We start from the raw sequence: 21996 nt of genomic DNA on the forward strand, positions 1-21996 counted from the left end.
CCGATGTTTGAAGGCCGACAGCCGCCCCTACTCACTTTTTAAAGACTTCACCGGGTTCATTAATGCTGCTTTGATACTTTGGAAACTGATCGTGAATAATGCGATTGCGATGGCCGCCAGTCCCACTATTGCAAATGTCCAGGGACTCATTTCAACTTGGTAAGCAAAGTCTGCGAGCCATTTATCCATAGCATACCAAGCGGCTGGCGTGGCGATGGCTATTGCAATGAGCATTAGTTTTACAAAATCCCTGGAAAGCAACATCACAATGCTGGCAACAGAGGCGCCCAGGACTTTTCTTACTCCGATTTCCTTCGTCCGTTGCTCCGAAATGAATGCGATCAATGCGAATAACCCAAGGCATGATATCAAAATGGCAATACCCGAAAACACTGCCAGAATAGAAGAGACACGCGTTTCAGCCTTGTACATTTCGTCAAATTCCTGATCCAGAAAATGATACTCGAAGGGGCGCATCGGGAAGTTTTCTTTCCAGCTCTTTTTCAGCAATTCAATGGCTTGCGTCGATTCATTACCAGCAATTTTTACCATTACTTTTCCAAAATAATTGTATTCAGGAATGATGGCAATGGGACTTATTTTTTCGTGTAGTGATCTGAAATGGAAGTCTTTGGCAACCGCTTTCACTGCTCCTTCCCGACCATTCATATTCACCATTTTTCCAATGGCCGTTGCTGTTGTCCAACCTAGTGCTTTTACGGCAGACTCATTGAGGATAAAGGCATATTTACGTAATGCAAAAGAATCGGCAGTCGCTTGCAAAATATCGGTGCTATTGAAATTTTGCCCGTCCAGGAGCTGCATGCCTAGCGTTGGCACAAAGTCCTTTTCCACCGGAATGGCGGTAATGTTCATCTGGAAATTCTGCGGTTTGTCGCTGGCAGTGATGGTATAACCGCCCTGCACATTTACCGGAGAATCGTAGGAGGCAGTCACAGACTTAACGATCGGACTGTTGAGCAGCTCGTTTTTCATTGCTTCCAGCTTCGTGGCCGAAATTCCGGATCCGACATCCATTACAATGATTTGCGAGGGATTAAGCCCGAGATTTTTGTTTTGAATAAAACGAAGCTGCTGATTTGCAACGATCGTCCCGATGATAAAAAGGATTGAAATAGTAAACTGAAAAACGACCAGTGCGCTGCGCAAACCGCTTCCACTATTCGCGGCAAGCACTTTTCCTTTCAAAACCTTGATTGGCTCAAAACCTGAAAGCACCGCTGCCGGATAAAGCCCGGACAACAATGTTACGCCAATGGCCAATGCAAGCAGCAACAAGATCACAGAAGCGGATGGCCAGATACTGAACCCAAGCGTGTTTCCGGAAATGTTACTGATAATTGGGAAGCCAAAAAATGCGATGATAAGCCCTACTAAAATGGCCGTGACTGTGATCAGGCCGCATTCAAAAAGATACTGACGAAAAACCTGTGTCCTGGCAGCGCCCATTACTTTGCGTACGCCTACCTCACGCGCCCGGACTGCGGAACGTGCTGTGACCAGATTAATGAAATTAATGCAGGCAATGATCAGGATGAGTAGCCCGACGCCGGAGAGAATGTAAACGTATTTGTAATTGCCGGAAGCCTCCATACCAGCAGAAACATTGGAATAGAGGTGAATACGGTTAAATGCTTCCAGGCTCAGTCTCACTTTAGTGGACGGATCTTGTGGGTTATTCAGGTTTTTGGAAACGAATTGATCCACTTTCCCCTGTAAAGTTTCCACTTTTGCCTGCGGTTGCAACAACAGGTAGGTGTAGTCGTTTGCGGAATCAAATGCCTCCGTTTTTGAGCGGGGCAATGTACTGTAACTTCCGAGCCAGTTGAATTTTATGTGTGAGTAGGAAGGAATATCGGCAATCACGCCTGTCACTTGCATCGTGAGCTTTTCATTCATGGTCACCGACTTCCCGATCGCACTTTCTGCGCCAAAATATTTACGGGCAGTCGTTTCGTCAATCACCACCGAATTGGGCTGGGCCAATGCCGTTGCCTGATCACCTTCGATAAATTCGGTTGGAAAAATCTTAAAGAATGATGCATCAGCAAAAAGTACCTTTTTTTCGTTGAACAGTGCGTCGTTATATTTTACGGCAACCGCTCCCCCGCCGCTGTAAGGATAAATGCGGACCGCTTCTTTGACTTCACCGAATTCCCGGGCAAAAGCAGGTGCCACCGCCGTTGGCGTCACTGCCACATTAACCGGCTCGCTATCACCTGATTGGTAAAATAAATTAACCCTGACAATGTGCTCCCCATTCGTTTGAAAGCGGTCATAGCGGACTTCATGAAGCACATAAGTGGCCAGCAAAAGAAAGCAGCCGATCCCCAGTGAAAGTCCTGTAATACTGACAAACGAGTTGGTTTTGTACTTCCAGAGGTTTCGAACAGCGATTTTAAAATAATTTTTTAGCATGTGTTTTGACATAGTTTATATGTTACTCACTTTTTAAAGACTTCACCGGGTTCATTAATGCTGCCTTGATACTCTGGAAACTGATCGTGAATAATGCGATCACAATCGATATCAGTGCTGCCGATGCAAAAACCCACCATTTAATCTCGGTATGATATGCAAAATCCTGCAACCAGCTATTCATGGCATACCAGGCAATGGGCGAGGCAATGACGATCGCAACGAGGACCAGTTTGAGAAAATCATTGGAAAGCAAAATCACGAGACTGGCAACCGACGCGCCAAGCACCTTGCGAACCCCTATTTCCTTGGTCCTGATCTCGGCCATAAACATGGACAGACCTAACAAGCCAAGGCACGATATGAAAATAGCAATGCCTGCAAATATTCCAAAAAGCAGCTGCTGAGTTTGTTCCCGCGCATACAGCTGTCCGAATTTCTGATCCAGGAATTCGTAAGCGAATGGGCGGTCGGGAAAATGATTTTGCCATACAGATTCGATGTGCGCCAGCGCTTCTTTAATGTTGCCACCCGAAATATGTATAGACATCCAGCCCATGCGGCCCGGCTGGGCAAACATGGCAATAGGCGCTACTTTTTGGTGTAATGATTCAAAGTGGTAGTCTTTGGTAACGCCAATAATCTGTCCGCGGATGTCCCCATAGCCAAACCTGTTTCCTACGGCATACGCAGGATTTTTCCAGCCCAAAAGTTTGACCGCAGTTTCATTGAGGACAAACCCACCCGTTTTATCTGTTGAAAAAGCACGTGAGAAATTCCTTCCCGCAGCCATTTCGATCTCATAGGCAGGGATAAAATCTTCATCCACCGATAATGACTTGATAGTGATATCGGTTGGCGCCATGGAATCTCCTTTCATAACATAGGCATCCCAGGAATCCAGTAACCTGCCCGAAGGAATCCGCGAGGAGCGGCCTACTTCGATAATGTTGCTATTGGCTTTCAGTTGTTGCTTAATGCTTTCATAGTTGATCGTAGAATCATTTCCGGCAGATAGCAGCACAACCTGGTCTTTGGAATAACCCAGTTTGTAATTTTTAATGTAACGCATTTGGTTATACACCACCGCAGTACTGATGATGAGCGCGACAGCAATGGCAAATTGGGTCACTACGAGCACCTGACGCAGGTTTCCATTCTTCAATGCAGAGGCGATCTTACCTTTGAAAACGCTCAGCGGCTGAAACGACGTCATGAAAAATGCAGGATAACTTCCTGCTATCAGCCCGGTAAACAATGTGATACCTACCACGATGGAAAGGAACACAGGATCCATCAGGGATTGGAATGAAAGCTGTTTTTGGGTAAAATCATTCATGAAAGGCAGACATACGATCACCAGCACGATTGCAAAAAGCAGGGAAACCGAAACCAGCAAAATGGATTCGCTCAAAAACTGCCGGATCAATTGATGACGCACCGCGCCTATCACTTTCCTCATGCCTACTTCCTTGGCCCGGGTTGCCGAACGCGCCGTGGCCAGGTTCATATAGTTGATGCAGGCAATAATGAGTATAAAAATCGCAATGGCTGAAAAAAGGTATACGTATTGTATATCACCATTAGCCTCAATTTCGGAATCAAGATGTGAATGCAGGTGAATGTCCGTCAGCTTCATCAGGTTCAATACTGAGTAAGTTGAGGCTTTGGGATCAATATGACGGTTCTGGAATGCAGGAAATGCTTTGACCAGTTTTTGCACGTCGTAATTTTTAGGCAGCAGCAGGAATGTTGAGAATGAGTTGTTCCCCCAGTTGGTTCTCAATCCTTCGGCTCCGTAAACGCGGTTGTCATTCAATGTCGAAAATGAGACCAGAAAATTGGGATGAAAATGTGATTGTGCCGGAAGCGGCTCAAAAACGCCGGTAATGGTGTAGTCAAACTGGTTATCCAGCCGCACGGTTTTACCGATCGGGCTTTCTTTGCCAAAATATTTTTCTGCCATCGGCCGCGAGAACATAATGGAAAATGGATTTTCCAAAGCTTTGTCCGGGTTGCCCTGCGTGACATCAAAAGTGAATACTTTGAACACATTGGCTTCGGCAGCGAACATGTTTTCTTCATTGAATATCTTCTCGCCGTGCTTCACGAGTGCATCCACTTCCAACAACCTCACTACCTGCTCTACCTCCGGAAAGTCCTGTTTCACGAGCGGGCCAAAAGGTGGCGCTGCGTGTCCCAGACGCAATGATTCGGTACCGTCTTTGGAAAGAAACGTTCTTGCCAGTCTGTAAATCCTGTCCGCATTCGCATGGTGACGGTCATAGCTCAGCTCATCTTTCACGTAGAGGGATAACAGCAGAAAACAGGCAAGCCCAATGGCTACACCTGCTATATTAATGAAGCTGAACGACTTGTGTTTCAACAGGTTTCGCAGCGCGATTTTAAGATAGTTTCTCAGCATAAAAATTGAGTTGTTCAGGGTTTTGGTTAACAAATTTGTGCCATTGACACAAAAAGCTAATAATCAACAATTTAACGCATTTATAATGTCCGATAACGGACATTCTTGTTCAGCGTTGTACGTAAAAAAGACTTGGCAAGTCTTTGAGACTTGCTAAGTCTATCTAGGGGTGGTTATCGTTTGCTAATTTCCGCTTTGTACATCGTCGTTCCTGATACCTCTCTGGTTTTTCTTAATAGCAGCTTTCAGACGGCCAAATTTGTAGTTCAAGCTCAGATTGAATGACCGGAAGTAATCCCTTCGATAATCAGTCTGGCTGAAATCCGGCCCCGACGTCTCCCGCCGGAAGTTTCTGAATTTGGTAAATGGGTTATTGGCTGCGGCCGAGAATGTTAATTTATCCTTGATCACGTCTTTGCTCACACTGAAGGCACAGCTGGTCATGGCATTACTGCTTCCCTGTAAATTAACATTGGGCCCATTCAGGTTCAGATTCGCATTCACTTTCCAGTCTTTAACCAGCCGGTAACCCGTGGATACCGAAACTTGCGACATAATGCCTTGATTCGTCACTGGAATGTTGTTTACAATTCCTTTCACTTTTCCATGGGCGGCTCTGGCATTCAGGCTGAAATTCCATTTTTTCGTGATCGGATAATTGACATTTAGCATGAGCATAATGAGACGCGCCGTACCGGTGTTCTCAAACGAATTCCGTGTGATGTTCGTTTCCGGGTCATAAACTGCCACTTGGAAGATAAGGTCACGAAAAGCTGTAACGCCAGTCCCAATATTGATAGATGCTTTTTTATTCAGGCTGTAAGTCAATTGAACGTCGTTAACAAATGCAGGTCGCAAGTTTGGATTCCCGGTTCTTTCGAAATTTGGGTTGGAGCGGTCGATAAATGGATTTAGCTGCCAGATTCCAGGGCGCTGGATACGCTGCGAGTAACCCAGGTTCAATGCATTGTTATTCTTGAATTTACGGTTGATAGACATCGACGGGATCACGTTGAAATAGTTTTGCTTTACCTTTGAATCGGTAGAAATAAAGTCCGCGTCGACGACCGTTTGTTCAATGCGTACACCTCCTTTAAAAGACCAGTTTTTTAGGCTATATTGATAGGTATTGTAAACACCGAAGACGTTTTGAGTATTGTTGTACTTGTTGCTCATCCCGGGACTGATCTGATACCCGTTTGTCTCAGGATTAAAAACATCATATCGAAAATCACTGCGATTATCTCGCATAATGCCTTTTAAACCGGCCTCAATCGTCAGTTTTTTGACTGGATACACGATATCCACCTGAAAAGTCTGTTCCGAAAAACTTTGTGAATTGATCTGGCGGTAATCGGGCAGCCCGAAGTTGACCTGCTCCGAGATCGAGAGGTTACTGTTTTGCTTATTGTTATACCCAAAATAGCGATAAGAGAATGTCAGGAGCCTATTTTTATCCGCTTTTGAAGTCCGCTGAAAGTTGAGTGCTGCATCCATTCCGTTTCCATCCCCCCGGTTGTTGTTGTCAACCCGATATGCTTCCAGGATTTCACTGCTCCGGTTCAATCGGGACGTCTGATAACCTGAACCTTCTGACTTACTGCCATTGATATTGAACTGCGCACTCAACAGGTTCAGCGTATCAATTTCGTAGCTGATTTCATAACCTATATAACCGTTTTTGTTGGCTGATTTCGCAAATCCATTCTGATTCGTATTGGTTAGAGATTCCCCGAAAGTACTCCTACTCACTCTATTCAATGTTGATGGCGTGTTGTACTGGCTTCCACCGGCCATGGCAGTCATTCCTATTTTCCCCAATTTGGCCGACACCGATCCGCCAAAACCAGGCCCGCCGATTGGAAACCGCTCGCTGACATTGATCGTACCATTGTAGCCGTTATCCACTTTTTTGTTGGTAATAATGTTGATAATCCCAGCCAACCCCTCCGCATCATATTTGGCAGGTGGCGTTGTGATCACCTCGATCCGCTCAATCGACGACGCCGGCATGCTGCGCAACACTTCCTTATAACTTCTTTCGACCATACTGGACGGCTTGCCATTAATCAGGATCTTGAAATCCGCATTGCCTTTCAGATAAACATTATCGTCAGCGTCTAGGGACAGAAATGGCACTTTCCGCATCATTTCCAATACGCTGTAAACTTTACTCTCGGGATCCGCCTGCAAGTCGTAGGTGATCCGGTCCACCTCCTGTTTTACAATAGGTTTGACTGTGGTCACGGTTACTTCTTTTAGGCCTGTAACGCTCGGACTGATAGATATTGAGCCAAGATCAATGCTCTTTTTGGTACTGTCCGAAAGGTCCGCTATCACCGTTTTTGTCTGGTAACCTACCCCAACAATGACGATCGAATATTTCAGTGGTTTCAGGTTTTTAAACACAAACGATCCATCGGTTTTGGTAAAATCAGCCTTGATCGCCGTGGTTTTATCAGTCATCAGATTGACAGTGATGTAGTCAAGCGCTTTCTTGTTTGAAGAATCGGCAACAATGCCGGATATCCGGCTACCAGTGTTGATAGTCTGTCCAAAAGACACGCGGCTCATGCACATGAGTCCGGAGAAGAGAATAGAAATGAAAATTAGGAGTAATGTTTTCATGGTGAACATTTTGAGTTGGCTAGTAGATGCAAAAGGCATAGGAATTCCGGTAAGAGATTGCGGCTCTTTTAAATACGTCGTTAAAATGGTGGCTTGCTTTTCCTTACTTCATGGGCATGGTATCACAGTTAGAAATCAAACTGACGATACAAATGTATTCTAAGGTACTTTGTGATGCAAGGTACTAGGCGAGATTATTTTTACTAAATGATGAACGGCTAATATTTCATTTGACCGGTAAAGACATTCAACATGAAGCAGAAAATCAGTCAGTTAGTTGATCATTTTCCGTTCAATAAGAAAATTCAGGATCAGACTTATTCCGCCCAGGAGAAAGACCATTGACAAATAGGCGGTGCCTTTGTTAAAATCATAATATTTTTCCAGCGTATCGCCCAGCAGGATACCCGAGCCAATACCCACGAAAAGCATCCCGAACTTTAATGTCGGATAGGTAGAAAAATTCTTGTCTGTAAAAATGGATGCATCTGCACCTTTCTCGATGAGGGCTATACGTTCCCGGTGGCGCGTCATCAGGAAAACATAAATGATTCCGAAAATTCCGGCAAATGCGCCCAGTGATATTACTACTCCGTTCATGATTGTTTTGTTTTAATGTTACCCATTTGACAGGAAACACCGTCGCACGGTTACAGATTTTTTGAAAAATATTAAACAAAAAAAATATCGCCCGAACTGTAACCGATCACCCAGCATTCCTGTCTTATCAGAAGATGAGTAACTTGAATGCATGAAGAATCCGGGGGATCAGATCCATATTGAGAAAGTAAAAAAAGGAGACCTGGGTTCCTTCACTTTTCTTGTTGACAAATACAAAAATATGGCGTACACCATTGCTTTCAAGATCTTGGGCAATGCGGAAGACGCCGAAGATGTGGCGCAGGAAAGTTTTGTCAAGGCTTTTCTTCAGATCAATGCGTTCCAGGGGAAATCGAAATTTTCAACCTGGCTATACACCATTGTTTACAGGACTTCTGTTTCTAAATTGCAGCAGGACAAGTTTCAGTTTCTTTCTATTGATGAAGAAATAAGTGAAAATTACAATGATGACCATTCAACTCCTCAAATTGAACAACTACAAGCCACTGAAAGAGATAAATTTGTAAAGGACGCGATCCAGAAGCTGCCAAAAATAGAGTCGCTGCTGATTACGTTGTATTATATGAATGAAAATTCGGTAGAGGAGATCGGCGAAATTACTGGCTTGTCTGCGGCCAACATCAAAGTAAAGCTGTTCAGGGCCAGGAAGGTTTTGGGAAAAGAACTACAATTTTTGTTATAACGCGGAGCATGGAAATGGAGGACCATAACGAAGAGAATTTCAGAAAACTGCTGCGAAGGACTGCAATAGATAAGCCTCGCGTAGATTTTACTGAAAATGTAATGAAGAAAGTCAGCGCGGAGTGGCAGCACATTACTGCTACTGAGGACGCTGCATTGAAAATGCTGGTTAAAAGTACGAGTCTTGAAAAGCCATCCGCTGCATTTACGGATCAGGTTTTACGTGCATTGCCAGCCCCTTCCCCTGCGATCAGGTACCAACCTATTATTCCGAAAAAAGCATGGTATTGGATAGCTGCGACGGTGTCAATGGTCATTGCAGCTTGTTTTTACTTTCCGGGTAGTACGTCGGAACAAACTCCGAAGGTCATTAGCTTCATTGAAAAGACTACAAGCTCGACCCACATTATTTCTGACAAAATGGCCAATGTACCGCAGCATTACTCGCTGATTATTATTGGGTTGGCGGCATTGATGTTGTTTGATTATTTTCTTCGCTTAAAGGAAACAAAACTTGCCAAATCGTAAAGATTTGGCAAGTTCCCCGGTAAGTTTAATCAGCGTTGCGATTTATCCTTTACGATTGTAACGACGATTGTCAAACTGGCTACCGTGTTGTTGGTAAGCGAATAAACGCTGACGTTGGGCAGGAGTCAACACAGCAAGGATCTCTTTTTGCTTTTCCTGTTCCAGACGCTTAACGCCCTGATATGTGCTATATCTTCTGTTGGACGATGTCAGGCGATCATAATGGTTCTCGATCTTCTTGATTTTATTCTCTTGCTTACGCGACAGTTTCACGATTTCATCCAGCTTATTGATCTTGAATTCCTCAAAAGCATTGTCAGCTCTGGAATTGGCTGTGGCTGGTACTTCCTGACGATTATAACGTTGTGCGAAGCTGTTACCTACTGTTAATGTAACTATGGTTGCGATGGCTAAGATGGTCTTTCTCATGGTTTCTAAAATGTTTAAATTGTTTGTTTATGTAGGTTAGAGGGCCTTTTTTGACAAACGTTTAATTCACTTAAAACCCAATCTGCGAACCAGGTCTTTCACCAGACAGTATGGTAGTTTTCATCGACGAGTGGTTACTTTTCGGGTTTTTAAATTTGAAAGGAAAAACTTTGATAGCACCGGGGGGTATTTGGTCAAACTGAGCGGAGTCGAAGTACATGCACTTCGACTCCACTCAGTTTGACCAAAAAACAGGGTAACAAAAAAAGGTTGATAATAAATATCCTATTCGCTCCTAAGCGATTTCACTGGATTCATCAGTGCAGCTTTAATCGCCTGAAAACTTACAGTCAACAGTGTGATCAAAATGGCCGTCACCGCTGAAACCGCGAATACTACCCAGCTCAGCTCAATGTGATACTCGTATTTTTTCAGCCAGTCGTTGAGGAAATATAATGCGATGGGCGAGGCGATCGCACAAGAGAGGATCACCAGGTATACAAATTCCTTGGATAACATGGCCCACATTTGCGCCACACTGGCACCCAACGCTTTGCGGATCCCGATTTCCTTTGTGCGTTGCTCGGCCGTATAAGCCGCCAGACCGAACAAGCCCAGACATGAAATAAAGATCGCCAGAACCGCGAAAACACGCGCCAGCTTACCAATCCTCTCCTCAGTCCTGAATTTGGTTTCATATTCCTCATCCGCAAATTTGAACTCGAAAGGTGAATCCGGATCATGTTTGCGAAATACAGCTTCTACTTTTTTCAACGCTTTATCTACCTCAGTACCCGGCGTCAGTTTTATATTGATCAGGTTGGCCCACTCATAATCCATTAAAAACACCGTCGGCACCGCAGGCTCATAAGGAGATTGCATGACCATATCTTTGATCACACCCACTACCTGACGAGGTTTCCCATTGAAACGGATCGTTTTACCCACAATGTCCTTGATCCCTGTCAATTTGACGGCTGATTCATTTAAAACAAAAGCTGCGGTATCTGTTGAAAATTGTCTTGAAAAGTCACGACCCTGAATAATTTTCCAGCCAATGGTCTTCCCAAAATCATGCGTAACTGCGATCGTCCCGAACAACGGTAGCGAACCGGCTTCCATTCCCTCCCATTCAAAGCCGATCTGATTGGAATAAATGCCGGTAGTAGGACTCGACGACTGGCTCATTTCGTATACCACACCCGTTTTCAAAAGATCGTCTCGCAAGGGATAATATTTTCCATAGATGTTTGGAGAAATATCGATTTGCAACAAACCCTGCCGGTCGTAGCCTACGGGCCGGTTTTTAGCATGTTGGATCTGCTGGAATACGATGATCGTGCCGATAATGAGCGTAATGGAGACTGTAAACTGCATGACCACCATTACTTTTCTCGGCGTAGCGGCCCACTTGCCAAGCTTGAATGTTCCTTTCAAAACTGCCAGCGGATTAAAGGAAGACAGATAGAACGCCGGATAGCTTCCCGAAATGAGGCCTGTAAATAATGAAAAGACGATCAATATGAGCCAGAAAAGCGGATATTCATATGGAAACCCGACTTTTTTACCCGAAAGCTCATTGAATGCAGGCAATGTAAGTGCAACCAGCAAAATCGCGAGTATCAGCGCAAATGCTACTACCAGAAACGATTCGCTCAGGAATTGAAATACCAGCTGGCTTCTCAGTGAACCGATCGACTTGCGGATACCAACTTCTTTCGCACGCTTTTCGGACCGCGCGGTGCTGAGGTTCATAAAATTGATACACGCCAAAAGCAGCACAAACACGCCAATAATGCTGAAAAGCCAAACAAACTGAATTCCGCCGCCCACATTTTTACCGTCCTTGAAATCGGAATACAAATGCCACCGGCTCATTGGATGCAGGAAATAGCGTGGATTGTCTGTTTTAGAAAACGCATGCGGCATTTCAACATCGCGTATTTTCAATGATACTTTTTCAATGTCCGCGTGATCGGCGACCTGTGCATAAAATTGAAAAGAATGGTTGCCCCATTGCGTTTGGGCATCTTTCACCCAATTTTCAGAAAGCAGGTAGTCATTCCAGGTGAGCAACATACTCAGTTCATTGAATTCAGAATTGAAAGGAATGTCCTCATATACGCCGGTCACTTTTACATCCTTTTTAATATCGAGTTTAAGTGTTTTGTTCAGTGCCTCCTCATTGCCGAACAATGCTTTTGCGACAGTTTCTGAAATAACAACCGAGCCGGTCTCTTTCAACGCTGTTTTCAGGTCCCCGCTGATCATTCTCAACGACAGCATTTCAGGAAAAGCTGGCTGGGCAAACATCCCGGATTTGTTGATCTTCTTATCACCATTGGCCAGCAAATGCCCATAATTCCACGAGGCCATCGACGTATTCTTGAAGTCCGCCGAATACTTTGTACCCATTTCCATCACGGACGGAAGTGATACGGCCCTGCCGCTGCCTGTTTGTCCGTTGAATGTCTGATTAATGTAAGCCTGCGTGAGCCGGTCGTAGTTTTTATGGTATTTGTTAAAGGAAAGTTCATCCCACACCCAGAGACCGATCAGCATTGCCACGGCAATTCCGACTGCTAGGCCGGCGATGTTAATAAATGAATAGACTTTGTTCTTGAAGAGATTACGAAGTGCGATAACGAAATAGTTCTTGATCATGACGGGGTTGGGTTTTTGCTGTTAGCGATTAGCTTTTAGCTTTTTATAAATGTTTCTTTGGTATCGTTTATCTTATTCTATTAAAAATAGCTAACGGCTAAAAGCTAGTAGCAAAAAAACTACTCACTTCTCAGCGCCTTTACCGGATTCACCAATGCTGCTTTTATACTCTGGAAACTGACGGTTATTAATGCAATTACGATGGCAAAAATACCTGCCGCAACGTATAGCCACCAGCTGATATTCACCTTGTAAGTAAAGTCTTGCTGCCATTCATTCATGAAATACCAGGCGATCGGCGAGGCGATGATGAGGGCAACCAGAACCAGTTTTACAAAGTCCACCGAGAAGAGACTGAAAATATTGAATGCCGTTGCACCGATCGCCTTACGAATTCCCATTTCTTTTGTACGGGATTCTGCCATGAACGCCACAACCCCATACAAACCCAGACATCCGATGAAAATAGCAATGGCGGATAGGATTTTAAATAAGTCGAAAAGCTTTTCTTCTTTCTCGTAGAAACTGTTTAATGTTTCATCTAAAAACGAATATTTGAAAAGGAAATCGGGAAAAGATGCTGTCCACGCTTTTTCCACCTTTTCGATTAATGCAGGGCTCGATCCCGCCGCCAACTTGATTCCAAGTGTTCTATAGTTGCCCCGGTCCGTAGTCAAAACACATGGGATAATTTCGCGGTGCAGACTATAAGTATTGAAATTTTTGACAACCCCAACAATTGGCAGCTTAACGCCGGATCCGCCGATCGCCATTCGTTTTCCAATGACTTCTTCCGGCTTTTTGAATCCAAGCTTCTTCACGAATGCTTCATTGATCACAAATTCCCGCATGGTATCGGCGGGCAGGTACATGCGTCCGGCAATGAGCTGCAACCCGTAAGTTTTGACATAAGCGGTATCAGCGGGCCGCATTACCACCTCGAAATCAAGCATTTCAGCATCATTCTCAAATTTAAAACCAGTTTGCCAATTGCTTCTAGACATTGGAGTGAAGGCGCTGAAACTCATATCCTTAATACCTGGTTCCGATTTAAGTTTCGCGTACAAAGTTTCAAGCTGCCCCGGGCCTTGTCCCGGAATGTGCATGCTGACAATCGCATCTTTTTCGAAACCCAGATCCATCGTCCGGAAAAACTTCATCTGGCTGTATGCGATCAAAGTTCCCAGCAATACAACCTGTGAAATAGTGAATTGAAGTACGATCAAACCGCGTCGCAGGTTGGACTGGCCGCTTCCAGTGGTTCGCATCTTACCTTTTAATGCAAGAATAGGCTGATAACCCGATACCACCAATGCAGGATATGCACCGGAAAGTACCGTGGTCACGATCGCAAGTACAAGCAGGAATACCAGAATGATGGGGTCAGCGACGAATACAATGCCTTTTGACTGAATATTCAATATCTCGGCGACAGAGGGAAGTGCAATTTGGGCAAGTATCAATGCGAATACGACGGATACGATTGTTAAAATTCCGGTTTCAGAAAAATACTGTCGGAGCAGCTGCCCGCGTGTGCTTCCCAGGACTTTCCTCACTCCCACTTCCCGGGCCCGTCGCAAAGCCTGTGCAGTAGCCAGATTAATGAAATTGACACAGGCTGTTACGAGAATAAAAACGCCAATCAGTACCATTGCCCAAATCATTCCTTTGCTGATGGTGCGTCCGGCATAGTTCGGCGTACGATTATCAAAATGAATATCATCAACCGGCTGTAATACCAATTCCAATTCCGCTGCATCCTTAGGGGCCCGGTATTTCTTACTCATTATAGCCAGGTTTTGCTCCATTCGTTCCTTACTGAGCGATTCTGGTAAACGTATATACATTTGTCCACCTCCGTAGGTACTGACCCAATCGTCCCAGTTCGTAAATGAACCGTAATCTTTCAAAGACGAGAACGAAAGCATTGTATTGAACGGAAAGCTGGTGGTCGGCAGCGGGTCTTTGATCAAGCCGGTTACCAGGAAATCCCTATGATTGGATACCCGGATAGTTTTGCCCATCGGGTCAGCGTCTCCAAAGTATTTTTTCGCCTGGGTTTCCGACAGAACGACGGTGCCTGGATTTTTCAATGAAGTTGCCGGCGACCCTTTCAGCCAGGTGTAGGTAAAAAGTTTGAAATATTCAGGAGCAATAAACGATACGGAGTAAAACGGCTCGGAGAACTTTTTACGGCTCGCACCTTCTCCGATTGTCACTAGCGTTTCCCGCATCGCATAGGTACAGGCTATCAGATCTTTAACCTCCGGATAATCGCTTTTTATCGCTGCAAGAGCGGGCAACGGCATGCCTGCATTATAGCCTTTGTCACCGTCTGCCTTGTTATGCTGTACAATACGAAATACGCGTTCGACTTCTTTGTGCTGCCGGTCAAAACTCAGTTCATATCGAACGGTAAAAAAAATGAGCAGGCAGCAGGCTAGCCCCAGTGTGAGCCCGGTGATATTAATGACCGTAAAATTCCAGTTGCGCCTGAGGTTCCTAAATGAAGTGATAAGGTAATTTTTGATCATGGCTGGTTAGATTGGTTCTGGCATTCAACATCACTACCTAAAACTCATACCAACCATACATATTCTTGAATTTCAATTAATTACAAATTAAATTCATAAATCTGCTGTTCGCTTTCGGACACGGATGTACGGCTTTGAACAGGGTGCAATAGATCACGAAACCTACTTCAGGCCGGCAAAACCACTTTTTCGTATAAATTGATCTTTTCCAGCATCAGGTTCGTGTAGTTACCATCGTCCGACCGGGCATACATCGGAATGAACTTCGCACCATATACGAGCTCGTCCTGAGTGTAAGAAGTACGCTGTTGAACGGTATTGGAAAAATGGTCGTCAAATGCCTTGATCGTGATCATCAGTTCAATCTTACAATCGATAAAATCCTGCTCTGTATAATCGCGGAGCGGGCTTTTGTCGTCCAGCGGATGAACGATGGTCCAGCTGAGGGCCAGGGAATTAATGTGATTTATTTCCAATGGCAATGGATAAAATTTCGTCACTGTTTTTCCGTCCTCCTCCACGTGTACGGCAAGGGTAACCTGCGCGTCAGCATCTGTGAGGTGGTTATTTTTGTAGGTAGCAAGCCGCAACATAAGTGCCCTACCTCCTTTAAACGGAGCCACCAACAGGCTGGGACTAAACCTGATATAAGCCTTGGGTCTCGAAAAACGAGCGTAGAACATACCCGTTACCAATGCAAAAGACATGATACCGATAAAAGATTCGAGCGAAGCTACCACATTAGTCACAAAACCTACGGGGCTAATGTGGCCGTAGCCGACCGTAGTGAGGGTTTGTGAACTGAAAAAGAAGGCCTGCAAAAAATCCTGGATGAAATCTCCCTCCGCGTGCGTACCATTGAGGTGATCGATACCAATGAGATAGTAAAATGCGGCAAAGGATAAATTGAGACAGGTATATATGGCAAAAACGGTCAGCGTGAACACAACATGGTTCATGTGGAGCAGCGAATGATAAATGCTGACACGCTCGTACAACGGCACCCCGCTTTTCCGAAGATTGATCCGCCCGTCTTTGTTCGTCAGCCTGCCCCCCTCCGCACTACTATTAGGGCTGAAACCGGTATTATCAATCGCATTACTTTGCGGTGCTTTGGGAGATTGGTTGGTCATAACAGGGCCGGCCGTTATTTTTAGTTTCTAAATCCCAGATTGAATATATTTCGTTAGGTCAAATTTTTCAACCCAGGCCGGAATGTTTGATCCCGTAACTACTTCAATCTCGGTATTCGTAACACTTACAAAAGTGAACAAAGAAAATATTGATAAATTTCGTTTCAAAAGCGGCAGCGTATTTTTATACATTTCTTCAATGATTCCCGGCGCTACCAGATGCCCTCCATTTTCGAATCTCGCCTTAGCTCGCAGCAAGCAAAGATTTACATTCTCAGTAAAAAATAAGATCAGATGTACCCTGACATGTTTATCAGAAACTACAAGCGACCGAAGATATTCATAATGAGACTTATATCCCAGGTTCAGTTCCAGAGCAAAGTCTACTTTCTCCTTAATACAACCGTTTATGAATTGATTGGCCTTTTGTGAAGCGAGCTGAGAATAGTCTAACAAACCCTCTTTTTTGTATTGTTGCGCAGCCAGATCGTGATCGACGATCGGAATATCTGTCGGAACCAGCTCCCTGCCATAGGTACTCTTGCCAATTCCAGGAGGCCCCGCTATCAGATATATAATCATTGAACTGCTTCTACTCTTCCGTCCGGGTACTCCGCTACCGGCGTTCCATCTTTTCCAAAATAGACCAACGGCTGCCCTATCGAAAATAGATACTCCTTAGCTCTCTCGTAGGATTTCCTTTTCCACTCTCTAAGCTCAGAAGCATTCATTTTACCGGGACTTTTAACCATAATTCCGGTTTTACTTGCGACATCGTTCATATAGTTATGCAAAAAAGCAACATTTTACGACTTTTTTTACTCAAAAGCACTTTGACAAATATAATCCTGTCAACATGAAAATCCTACACGAGCATATCTGGCCCAGTTTCAAATGCAAAATTAAAAATCCCTGCAACTCACATCGCAGGGATTCAGATACTATTTCAAATCGTCAGCTGACAATTACTCACTCTTCAATGACTTCACCGGGTTCATTAGCGCTGCTTTGATGCTTTGGAAACTTACTGTAACGACGGCGATCAGGACGGCGGCGAGGCCGACGAGAATGAATACCATCGGACTGATTTCAATGCGGTAGGGATAGTTATCGAGCCACTTTTGCATGGCGTACCAGGCTAGTGGCGTGGCGATGACGATCGCGATGAGCACGAGTTTGACAAAATCCCTGGACAACACGAATACCAGATTGGATATGCTCGCACCCAGCACTTTACGAACACCAATTTCCTTGGTACGCTGCTCCATGACGATCAATGCGACGGCGAACAAGCCCAGACAGGACAACACAATCGCCACTCCCGAAGCAAGGCTGAAAACCTGCGACAGTCTCTCCTCTTCCTTGTACCAGGCATTGGTATTTTCATCCACAAATGATCCGATGAATTCCGATTCCGGCGCAATTTCTTTCCAAACGCCTTTCAGCTTATCCATCGAAACTGCCAGGCTCTGCGGCGTCACCCTTACAAATATGTACCCGAGCGGCTCAGAATGTGAGAGATACATCGTGATCGCTTTCTTTTCGTTTTTGGATGAATAAAGGTTGAAATCAGGTATCAGCCCAATAATCTGATACTTCACTCCAGCCGTATCTGTTTGGAAAAATTTGCCTACCGGCTCTTTTTCGCCGATCAGTTTGGCCATGCTTTCAGTGATGATAACCCTGTCCAAAGTATCGCTCTGATAGGTCGGGCTAAATTCACGACCCGCCAACAATTTGATATTCAGCGTTTTGATATAATCATAGTCAATGTGAAGCCAGTCAGAGGATATTTCTTTTTCTTTATAAGTAAATCCGACCACACTCCTGGACGAACTTCTGTCCAGTCCCATACCCAGGTTTACACCGCTGCCGGTAATACCCAAAATCTGGGGATCTCCTTCCAGCTTGCTGCGCAGCCTTTGCAACGCCTGCTGGCTATTGACCTTGTTCCCAACCGGGATACTGATCACCTGTTCTTTCTGATAACCCAACGGTTCCTTTCGCAAATGATCCACTTGCTGAACGGCAATGATGGTACAGCAAATCAACAAACTCGACAATGTAAACTGCGCAATGATCAGCGAATTACGAAGCAGCCCGGGTTTCTTTAGCGACACTTTCCCTTTCAAAACTTCCACCGCATTAAACTTCGACATTTGCCAGGCCGGATATCCACCCGCGATCGATGTCACGAGCAGGAACAGGCTCACCAAAAGTGCTATTTTGTCTGGCTCCAGTATGTAATCCAGACTTAGTTTTCCTTTGAATGTAGCATTAAAGGAGGGCAGCAGCAGGACAGTAAGCACAATTCCGGCCAAAAAGCCGAGAAAGCAAATGACTCCCGCCTCTCCCCAGATCTGTAAAAACAGCTGGTTTTTTAATGCTCCCAGCGACTTGCGTACACCTACTTCCCGCGCCCGGATGAATGATCTTGCAACATTGAGATTAATGAAATTGATACAGGCGATCAGCAATATAAAAAAGCCGATGCCCATTAATGCGTAAACCAATGCGATTGGCGCGCTGCCGCCACCGGCCAATGCCGTATCGAAGTGAATGCTTTCGAAATTTTGCAACCTGATGGCAAAAATATCTCCCCGTTCGTCAGGTTTGGCGCCCTTCCTTTTAAGCGATGCAATGCTTTCGCTGAAATACTTCCGGGTGAATGGTTTAAGGCGTTTTTCAAATGCAAGCTGATCGGTACCGGGCTTTAATTTCAGATAGACGCTGTGTGAATGAGCATCCCACTGGTCTTTCTGGTCCTGATATCCGCCGGCATTTTCACTTCTTACAAACGCGTCAAACTTGATCGTCGAATTGTCAGGAAAGTCTGCCAGTACCCCAGTCACGACATACTGCTTTTTTGCTGCATCCAGTCCCACCTGAACCTGCTTTCCCATTGGGTCTTCGTTGCCAAATACGGCTTTGGCCATATTCTCACTGATAACAATGCTGCTCAGATCCTGCAACGCCACCTCCCGATTGCCTTTAACAAGTGGGAAAGAGAATATTTTCAGAAAATCCGGGTCAGTAAATTTGATACCCTTATCAAAATATTTGCCCTTGTATTCCACCACATCGCTACCATTTACAATCCTGGTGATTCCCTCAATTTCAGGGAATTCCGCCTTCAATGCAGGCGTGATCGGAAAAGGCATAGACCCTGCTTTTCCTGCTTTTTCCGGATCATTGGCAGCAAAATAAACCTGATAAATCCGATCCTTGTCGGCATGGAAATTATCAAAAGACAGCGCAAAATAGGCCGTCAGGAACAGAAAGACGCTGATACTGAATGCGACCGACAGTCCGACAATGTTGATAAAAGCATATCCTTTACTTTTCCAGATGTTCCGGAAAGCGATTTTAATGTAGTTTCTGAACATGATTTCAAATTTGGTATATGGCTACTCGCTTTTTAAAGATTTTACCGGATTGGTAATAGCGGCTTTGATCGCCTGGGTACTCACGGTAAGCATCGCGATTACGACAGCCAATCCACCAGCCAGTACAAACATCCACCATTGAATGCTGATTTTATACGCAAAGTCGTCCAGCCACTTGTTCATCAGGTACCAGGTCAGCGGGGTTGCCAGTACAATGGACACCACCACCAATTTGATAAAATCACCGGATAGCAACTTGACAATACTGCCCACAGAAGCCCCAAGTACCTTTCTGACACCAATTTCCTTGATCCGTTGCTGTGCTGCAAATGCCGCCAGACCAAACAAACCGAGGCAGGAAATCAGGATGGAAATGACTGTAAATGAATTGACGATGCGGGAAGTACGGGCGTCGGCAGTGTAGTTCCGTTGAAAATCCTCGTCCAGAAAGCTATATGAGAATGGTTCGTCCGGTACCATGGATTTCCATTTTGTTTCCAAAAACGGAAGGACTTTGCTCACTTCATTGGTGTTGACATGGGCAATGATGTAGTTGAAGTCATTACCAAAAGAGGGGAAAAGTGCATAAGGCTCAATGACCTTGTGTAAGCCCTCGAAATGAAAATCTTTTACTACACCTACAATTTCAATACCCTGTGATTTGCCTTCATCCATGTTGAAATTGAGCTTGGAGCCGACGGCTTTGTCGAGTGGTATGCCAAATTTCCTGATGGTAGCTTCATTAACGACCATTTTAAAACTGGAATCGCCTGGAAATTCTGCCGAAAGCATTCGGCCGGCGGCCATTTCGAATCCCATCGTTTTCATGAAATCCGGCGCAACCCAATTTGTTTTAACAATTGCCCCTTCATCCATAGTCTGATCCGGTCGATAGACCGACATGTCACTTGGATTTTTAATGCCGGGATAGTAGGAAGTACCGGAAGCAGCCATTATCTGATTGTTCTGCAAAATCTCATTCCGAAGCGAAGCATAGGATTTACGCGCCTGATCGCTGCGCAAAGGGATTACAATCTGCTGATCCTTCGTAAAACCAAGGGGCTGATCGCGCATGAACCTGATCTGTCCCTGGATAACCATAGTTGCCACCACCAGTCCAATAGAAATCACAAACTGAAATACCACGAGCCCGCGTCTTAAAGCAGTTGCCGAAACGGAATTGACAAATTTACCTTTGATAACATCAAGCGGGCTGAAAACTGACAAATAAAATGCAGGATAACTGCCTGAAAGCAAGCCTGTCAGCAATGCAAGAATAATAAAAGAGGCAATGATTTCAGGCTGCAATAAATTAGAGATCAGTAAGGTTTTATCCGAGATCTGATTGAAGAATGGCAAAAACAATACCACCATTATCAATGCAAAAATCAAAGCCAGAAATGCAAGAACCATCGATTCGCCCAAAAACTGGCCTATTAACCCGCTTTTCCCAGCTCCCATTACCTTCCGGATTCCTACTTCCGCCGCTCGTTTCGCGGATCTTGCAGTTGCCAGGTTCATAAAATTGATGCAGGCAATCAGCAAAGTAAACAGTGCAATGGATGCCAGTACGTACAAATAAGTAGTGCTCGTAGTGGGTGTGATGATATCCGTAATCTTACTGAACAAATGGATATCTTTTACCGGCAGCAATGTCATGTGTTTTGCATAACCGGCTGCTTTGATGTCTTTGCCCGCATACTTATCGACAAATGCAGGTAATTTTTGATTAAACTTTTCAGGGTCCGTCCCCGGTTTTACCCTGATGTAGGTGTAAAACATGTTGTTGTTCGAAAAATCCTGATTGGGTTGTCGTAAATAATTTCCAACCCAGCCCGATTTCATTGGGAGAAAGAAACGAGCGTCAAAATGAGAGCGGGCACTTTCGTCGCGATAAACACCCGTAACCTTGAAGTTCTCAGCGTTTCCGTCTGTTCCGCCGATATTGATAACTTTATCAATTGGTGAAACATTGCCAAACAATTTGCTGGCAACATCTTCCGACAAAACTACGGAATGCGGGTCATTGAGAGCGGTTTTCGGGTCACCTTCCACAAAATGGTAGGAAAACATATCAAAAAATGTAGAATCGACGTGACAACCCTTTGTCTCAAAGATTGATTTTACTGTTTTCCCCGAGTTTTCAACTTTGAGCAATGTCTTGTTTTCAAGGAAATTCATCCATGCCCGGGTAACCTGAACCACTTCCGGGAACTCCTGTTTTAGGGCCTGAGCGTATGGAGACGGAGCCCTGGGGTTATCCATTTTCTCGCCACTGAACCTGACATTTTCACTCCTCACCAGGTACAGTTCATTGGCATGCTCCTGGTGTCTGTCAAAGGACATTTCGCTTAAAATGTAAAGCAGCAGCAGCATACAGCAGGTCATTCCTACCGACAGTCCAAACACATTAATAGCGGAAAACAGCTTGCTTTTCAGCAGGTTCCGCCAGGCGATTTTTAAGTAATTTCTAATCATGGCTTACAGGTCGGCAACATTCTTTGCAAAGGCTCAGAAGCTCACAGACG

The 21996-nt window shown here is 44.8% G+C and carries 14 protein-coding genes; 2 read left to right on the forward strand and 12 right to left on the reverse strand.

Annotation, left to right across the window (positions count from 1 at the left end):
• Nucleotides 1–27: 27 nt before the first annotated feature.
• The 4 genes from ON006_RS19330 to ON006_RS19345 form a co-directional block, all read right to left on the reverse strand.
• Nucleotides 28–2439, reverse strand: a complete 2412-nt coding sequence (locus tag ON006_RS19330; RefSeq protein ID WP_244821015.1) for an ABC transporter permease — start codon at nucleotides 2437–2439, stop codon at nucleotides 28–30.
• Nucleotides 2440–2461: 22 nt separating this feature from the next.
• The gene (locus ON006_RS19335; RefSeq protein WP_244821016.1) at nucleotides 2462–4864 is read right to left on the reverse strand and encodes an ABC transporter permease; all 2403 of its coding nucleotides are present in this window, start codon (nucleotides 4862–4864) and stop codon (nucleotides 2462–2464) included.
• 183 nt (nucleotides 4865–5047) lie between these two features.
• Nucleotides 5048–7492, reverse strand: a complete 2445-nt coding sequence (locus ON006_RS19340; protein ID WP_244821017.1) for an outer membrane beta-barrel family protein — start codon at nucleotides 7490–7492, stop codon at nucleotides 5048–5050.
• A 273-nt stretch (nucleotides 7493–7765) separates the two neighbouring features.
• Nucleotides 7766–8092 carry a DUF6249 domain-containing protein gene (locus tag ON006_RS19345; protein ID WP_244821018.1) on the reverse strand — a complete coding sequence of 109 codons (327 nt, stop codon included), beginning with the start codon at nucleotides 8090–8092 and terminating at the stop codon, nucleotides 7766–7768.
• 151 nt (nucleotides 8093–8243) lie between these two features.
• Between ON006_RS19345 and ON006_RS19350 the strand changes: the two genes are divergently transcribed.
• Both ON006_RS19350 and ON006_RS19355 read left to right on the forward strand, forming a co-directional pair.
• On the forward strand, nucleotides 8244–8795 hold the full coding sequence (locus tag ON006_RS19350) for an RNA polymerase sigma factor (protein ID WP_244821019.1): 552 nt from the start codon (nucleotides 8244–8246) through the stop codon (nucleotides 8793–8795).
• A 14-nt stretch (nucleotides 8796–8809) separates the two neighbouring features.
• Complete coding sequence (locus tag ON006_RS19355) at nucleotides 8810–9322, forward strand: hypothetical protein (protein WP_244821020.1); 513 nt, start codon at nucleotides 8810–8812, stop codon at nucleotides 9320–9322.
• Between the two features lie 42 nt (nucleotides 9323–9364).
• Here the strand turns inward: ON006_RS19355 and ON006_RS19360 are convergent, their stop codons facing one another.
• From ON006_RS19360 to ON006_RS19395, 8 genes are all read right to left on the reverse strand, one after another.
• On the reverse strand, nucleotides 9365–9751 hold the full coding sequence (locus ON006_RS19360) for a hypothetical protein (protein ID WP_244821021.1): 387 nt from the start codon (nucleotides 9749–9751) through the stop codon (nucleotides 9365–9367).
• Between the two features lie 285 nt (nucleotides 9752–10036).
• Nucleotides 10037–12415: an ABC transporter permease gene (locus ON006_RS19365; protein ID WP_244821022.1), complete on the reverse strand. Its 2379-nt coding sequence runs from the start codon at nucleotides 12413–12415 to the stop codon at nucleotides 10037–10039.
• A 119-nt stretch (nucleotides 12416–12534) separates the two neighbouring features.
• A complete protein-coding gene (locus ON006_RS19370; protein ID WP_244821023.1) occupies nucleotides 12535–14949 on the reverse strand; it encodes an ABC transporter permease in 2415 nt (804 codons plus the stop codon).
• 167 nt (nucleotides 14950–15116) lie between these two features.
• Nucleotides 15117–16082, reverse strand: a complete 966-nt coding sequence (locus ON006_RS19375) for an ion channel (protein WP_244821024.1) — start codon at nucleotides 16080–16082, stop codon at nucleotides 15117–15119.
• Between the two features lie 27 nt (nucleotides 16083–16109).
• On the reverse strand, nucleotides 16110–16664 hold the full coding sequence (locus ON006_RS19380) for a hypothetical protein (RefSeq protein ID WP_244821025.1): 555 nt from the start codon (nucleotides 16662–16664) through the stop codon (nucleotides 16110–16112).
• Complete coding sequence (locus tag ON006_RS19385; protein ID WP_244821026.1) at nucleotides 16661–16834, reverse strand: hypothetical protein; 174 nt, start codon at nucleotides 16832–16834, stop codon at nucleotides 16661–16663. Before ON006_RS19385 ends, ON006_RS19380 begins: the two co-directional genes overlap by 4 nt.
• Nucleotides 16835–17047: 213 nt before the next feature.
• On the reverse strand, nucleotides 17048–19468 hold the full coding sequence (locus tag ON006_RS19390; protein ID WP_244821027.1) for an ABC transporter permease: 2421 nt from the start codon (nucleotides 19466–19468) through the stop codon (nucleotides 17048–17050).
• Nucleotides 19469–19489: 21 nt separating this feature from the next.
• Entirely contained in the window at nucleotides 19490–21946 is a 2457-nt protein-coding gene (locus ON006_RS19395; protein ID WP_244821028.1) for an ABC transporter permease, read from the reverse strand.
• Between the last annotated feature and the right edge of the window lie 50 nt (nucleotides 21947–21996).

Source organism: Dyadobacter pollutisoli (assembly GCF_026625565.1).
GTDB classification, from domain to species: Bacteria; Bacteroidota; Bacteroidia; order Cytophagales; family Spirosomataceae; genus Dyadobacter; species Dyadobacter pollutisoli.